General features: G+C 65.6%; 5 protein-coding genes. 4 read left to right on the top strand and 1 reads right to left on the bottom strand.

The features are described 5' to 3' along the window. The first annotated feature begins 192 nt into the window (after positions 1-192). The 4 genes from rpe to ung are packed head-to-tail and all read left to right on the top strand — an operon-like array spanning position 193 to position 2,739. Positions 193-891 carry a ribulose-phosphate 3-epimerase gene (gene rpe / locus Q4F91_RS12765; protein WP_303338111.1) on the top strand — a complete coding sequence of 233 codons (699 nt, stop codon included), beginning with the start codon at positions 193-195 and terminating at the stop codon, positions 889-891. Continuing rightward, the gene (locus tag Q4F91_RS12760; protein WP_303338110.1) at positions 888-1,592 is read left to right on the top strand and encodes an HAD family hydrolase; all 705 of its coding nucleotides are present in this window, start codon (positions 888-890) and stop codon (positions 1,590-1,592) included. The genes rpe and Q4F91_RS12760 overlap by 4 nt, the downstream gene beginning before the upstream one ends. After that, on the top strand, positions 1,586-2,029 hold the full coding sequence (locus Q4F91_RS12755) for a DUF1311 domain-containing protein (protein ID WP_303338109.1): 444 nt from the start codon (positions 1,586-1,588) through the stop codon (positions 2,027-2,029). Before Q4F91_RS12760 ends, Q4F91_RS12755 begins: the two co-directional genes overlap by 7 nt. Beyond that, positions 2,029-2,739, top strand: a complete 711-nt coding sequence (ung, locus tag Q4F91_RS12750; RefSeq protein ID WP_303338108.1) for a uracil-DNA glycosylase — start codon at positions 2,029-2,031, stop codon at positions 2,737-2,739. Before Q4F91_RS12755 ends, ung begins: the two co-directional genes overlap by 1 nt. Here the strand turns inward: ung and Q4F91_RS12745 are convergent. After that, on the bottom strand, positions 2,721-4,499 hold the full coding sequence (locus tag Q4F91_RS12745; protein ID WP_303338107.1) for a M61 family metallopeptidase: 1,779 nt from the start codon (positions 4,497-4,499) through the stop codon (positions 2,721-2,723). The two genes, ung and Q4F91_RS12745, sit on opposite strands and share 19 nt — an antisense overlap. Positions 4,500-4,889 lie beyond the last annotated feature (390 nt).

Genomic DNA, 4,889 nt, shown 5'->3' with positions numbered 1-4,889 from the left:
ATAAAGATGGTCAAGAATTTGCGGGAATCTGCAATTAATTGGAAAGATTGACACAAGACTCTGCAGATATACTGAAGCTCGATCCCGAGCGGACAACCGTCTCCCGCAGTGCGGAACCTGAAACGGAAGCACTCCGGCGGGAGTCACTCTCTGTCCGCCCTTTATGACAAAACGCTCTCCGGAGGCCCCCTCATGCGAACCTGTCGCATTGCTCCGTCCATTCTTTCCGCTGACTTCGCCCGCCTCGGCGAGGAGGTCCGTGATGTCGCGGCCGCAGGCGCGGACTGGATTCACTTCGATGTGATGGACAATCACTACGTGCCGAACCTCACGGTCGGCCCGCTTGTGCTGAAGGCAATCCGGCCGCACGTGTCGATCCCGATCGACGTGCATCTGATGATCGAGCCCGTTGACGCGCTCATTCCGGAGTTCATCAAGGCGGGCGCCGACATCATCACCTTCCACTGCGAGGCGACGCGCCACATCGACCGCTCGCTGCAGCTGATACGCGGCGCCGGCAAGAAGGCCGGCCTCGTCTTCAACCCCGCGACGCCGCTCTCCTACCTCGACTATGAGATGGATCTCATCGACGTGGTGCTCCTCATGAGCGTGAATCCGGGCTTCGGCGGACAGAGCTTCATCGAGTCGACCGTCGAGAAGGCGGCGGCCGTCCGCGAGCGCCTTGACGCCTACAAGGCTGCGACGGGCCGCGAGATCGCGCTCGAGATCGATGGCGGCGTGAAGCCGGGCAACATCGCCCGCATCGCCGCGGCCGGCGCCGACACCTTCGTCGCCGGCTCGGCCGTCTTCGGCGCGGGCTCGCGCGAGGGCTACGCGCAGGTGATCCACTCGATGAAGGCGGCGGTCGCCGCCCTCGGAGACGCCGCATGATCCGCGCGGTCTGCTTTGACCTCGACGGCACACTTGCCAATTCACTTCCCGAGATCGCGGAGGGCGTGCGTGAACTCGCCCGCCGCAACCGTCTGCCCGAGCCGCCCGACGAGGTCGTCGGGCGCATGATCGGCGGCGGCGTCCGCGTGCTCATCGGCCGCATGTCGGCCTGGTGGCGCGAGGAGGGCGCGCAGATGCCGGCCGGCGGCGAGTACGCCGAGGAGCGGCTCCTGCGTGAACTCGTCGACCTCTGGCTCGCCATGGACGGCAGCCGGATCACCGTCTTCCCCGGCGTGGTCGAGGGGATCCGGGCGCTGCGCGCGCACGGCGTCTCCATCTGGCTCGTCACGAACAAGGAGCAGCCGCTCGCCGAGGCCTTCATCGAGTCGCGCGGCCTCTCCGCGGACTTCGACGGCGTGATCGGCCAGGGCGGCGCCTTCGCGCCGAAGCCCGCCCCGGACATGATCCTCGAGGCGGTCCGCCGTGCGGGCGTGGCCTCGGAGGAGACCGCCATGGTGGGCGACAGCCGCAATGACGCGCTCGCCGCCCGGGCCGCGGGCGCCCGCGCGTTCCTCGTGGAGTGCGGCTGGAACGAGGGCGAGCCGCTCGGCGCCTGGGGGCGTTCGCAAGGATTCACTGAAATTTTCCCGGGCACGGCCGAAGTCTGCGCCAGCCTGGTCAAGGAGCTTGAGCAATGCTGAAAACCGTAGCCGCGTTCACTCTCGGGGTTGTGCTGCCCGTGACGCTTCTCGCCGCCCCGACAAAGGCGCGGCCCACCGCGGATGCGGTCTCGGCGTGCTACGCCGCCGTCAAGGACAACGACGCCGAGGCGCAGGGCAAGTGCCTGAACCTGGAGCTCGACATGGTCCAGGGCGCCTACAAGGACGTCACCGACCGCGTGGCCTCGCTCGCCAAGGCGCTCGACAAGCCCACCGGAACGCGCACCCGCTGGAACAAGTTCATCCTCGCCGGACAGAGCTTCGACACGTTCGTGAAGCGCGAGTGCGACTTCGTGGCCAACACGACGAAGGGCCGCCGCCAGCTCGAGGTGAACGCCGAGCTCTCCTGCAAGATCGGCTACTACCGTCTGCGCACGAGCATTCTCACCAACCGCCATCTGAGCCAGAGCCGCTTCTGATGCCCTCGAAAGCGGATCTCTCGACGGAAGCGCTCCGCGGCATCTGGCGCGAGCGCGCGGACGCCTTCCTCGCGTCCGAGACGGGAAGCAGGCTCGCGGCGCGCCTTGCTGCCTGCACTGCGAATGTCTACCCGCCGCACCCCTTCCGGGCGCTCGAGCTCACGCCTTTCGAGAGCGTGCGCGCGGTGATCCTCGGGCAGGATCCGTATCACACGCCGGGAAAGGCGTGCGGACTCGCGTTCTCGGTGCCCGAGGACGAGAAACTGCCCCCGTCGCTCAGGAACATCTTCAAGGTCGTCGCCGCGGGCGGAGCGCTCCGGAAAAAGGGCGACCTCACGGACTGGGCACGCCAGGGCGTGCTGATGCTCAACCCCGTCCTCACCGTCGAGGAGGGGCGGCCGCTCTCGCATGCCGGCTGGGGCTGGGAGGTTTTCACAGAAGGGCTTCTCGCGGAACTCGCGGAGAAGCGCGACGGTCTCGTCTTCTTCCTCTGGGGGAAGCCCGCGCAGAAGCTGCGCCCGTTGATTGACGAACACCGTCACCTGGTGCTCACCGCCTCGCACCCGTCGCCGCTCTCGGCCTCGAGGGGCGAGGACGCATTTCTGCGCTCGGACTGCTTCCGCAGGGCCAATGAATGGCTTCTCTCGAGGGGAGAGAAGCCGATTGACTGGCAGGGCGCCGGCGAGGTCGGTCAGGCCTCGCTCTTCTGATCCTCGATCGGGACGAGCTTCTTCGGGAGCTGATCAAGGAAGTCATCCGGGAGCGGACTCGTGAGATCGAGCATGCCCGTGAGGAGCTTCGCGCCGCGGAAGCGGTGAACCGTGACGACGCGGCCCCGGGCGCGCTCGATCTGCCGGTTGACGGAGTCGGGCGTCACGCGCTCGCCGTCAATCGCGATGATCTCGTCGCCGGCGAAGATCCCGGCCCCGTAGGCCGGGGAACAGGAAGGGATGTAGCCCGCGGTGACGCGGCCGTTCTTCACGTCGGTCCTGAGGCCGGCGAGACGGAAAGCGGCGGGCGCCGAGTCATCCGGCTCGGCCCGGAGGCCTGCGGCCTCGAGCGCCTTTTTGATGCGAAGTGACCAGAAGGACTTCGGCTGCTCTTTGTCGATGAGGTCGCGGAGAAGCTCCGTGACATCAACGCCGGTGAAGCGAAGGATGAGGTCGCCGAGGCCGTGGTCGGGAAGACCCTTCCAGCGGCGGGCGGCGATCTCGTCGCGCACGGAGAGGAACCAGTCGGAGAGAAACTTCTCGAGCGACTCGGCGCCGCCGCTCCTCTCCCTGAGCTCCTCGTCGAGGATCAGGGAGGCGAGCGCGCCCTTCGTGTAGTAGGAGATCTGGGTGTAGGGCGTCGAGGCGGTCGGGCGGTAGAGCTTCGTCCAGGCGCAGAAGCTCGACTCGGCGAGCGTCATCTCATAGAAGCCCTCGCGGCCGAGCGCGTTGTTCATGCGGCGCTCCATGTGGAGCCGGCACTCCTTCTCCGTGATGACGCCTGCGCGCCGGGCGAGCAGACTCTCGAAGTGCGAGGTGATGCCTTCGAAGATCCAGAGGTCGCGGGTGTAGCCCTCCTCGGAGAGGTCGTAGGGCAGGAACCTCGAGGGCTTCAGGCGCTTCACGAGCCAGACGTGGAAGTATTCATGCGCGACGAGGACGAGGAAGTCGTGATAGTTCTTCGGCGCCTCGGTCTCGCACTCCGCGGGAAGGTTCGCGGGATCCTCGAGGAGCATCGTGCCGGCGGCGTGCTCGAGGCCGCCGTAGAGGCCGGGGCCGAGATGAAGAATGAGGAGGTAGCGCTCGAAGGGCGCCTTCCTGCCCCGGGGATCCCAGAAGGCGATCTCCGTCTCGAAGATCCGGCGGAGGTCTTCACTGATGCGGCGGGGGTCGAGGGATTCGACGCCGGTGATGACGATCTCATGCGGCGCGCCGCAGGCCTCGACGGTGAAGACGTGCGCACCGCGGCCGTCCTCGCGGGTGAGCGCATAGGGGGAGTCGAGGAGTTCGTCGATCGTGTCCGTCACCCAGGCGCCGTCCGTCTCGGGAAGCGCGCAGTGAACCTGCCAGCCGGGTGCGCGGAAGCGCACCTCGATCGGAAGCGTTCCGTCGAGCGCGGTCTTCGGGTAAATGAAGAGGGCCGGAGGATTGATGACGCCGCGGTCGGAGTCGATGAAGGCGTCATGGATGCCGACCGAGTAGGCGAACGCCTCCCAGCGGATCTCAACGGGGGAGCCGGCGGGGAATGATCCGGCGTCAAGCACCCACTCGGCCTTGGCGGTCTGGCGAAGCCTGACTTCGGGGCCGTCGCCCCGGGCAGTGACCGCTCCGATGCGGCCGGCGTACTCACGGAGCACGTAGCTCCCCGGTGTCCACACGGGCATCACCAGGGTGAGTCCGCCCTCGGCGGGCATGGTGAGGGCAAGCCGGACCCGGTAGGTGTGATGGTGAGGCTCGGGGAAGATGGTGTAGCTGAGCATCGGAGAGGCTCCGTGAAGAGATTGAGTCCTGAGACGGCTCATCATAGTCACGGCGTTGGGAAAGGGCATCTGGAAGAATTTTCCCGTCCCCCTTGACAAACACATCCGACATCTCCATAATTCGCGTCCTGCCCGCTACGGCGGTCAGTAAAGAGCAAGGCGCGAACAGCGACGAAGACAAAGCTTCCGAACTGAGCCCTTGACAAAGGAAAAGAACTTCAGTATGATTCTTCTCCTTCGCTGCTCCGAAATGCAGCGCAGTTCTTTAAAAATCAGATTTCAACGAACCGATAAGTGTGAACGTCGGAAAGCTTTGAGGAGTCCGAAAGGGCAGAGGAATTTCACGATTCCTCGACTCAAAAATTTTACGAAGTTCGCGCTTATTCAAAA

Origin of the sequence: Sutterella sp. (assembly GCF_030539355.1) — a bacterium.
Lineage (GTDB): Bacteria > Pseudomonadota > Gammaproteobacteria > Burkholderiales > Burkholderiaceae_F > Sutterella.
Note: the sequence above shows the minus strand (reverse complement) of the source record. Positions and strands in the feature narration are given on the sequence as shown.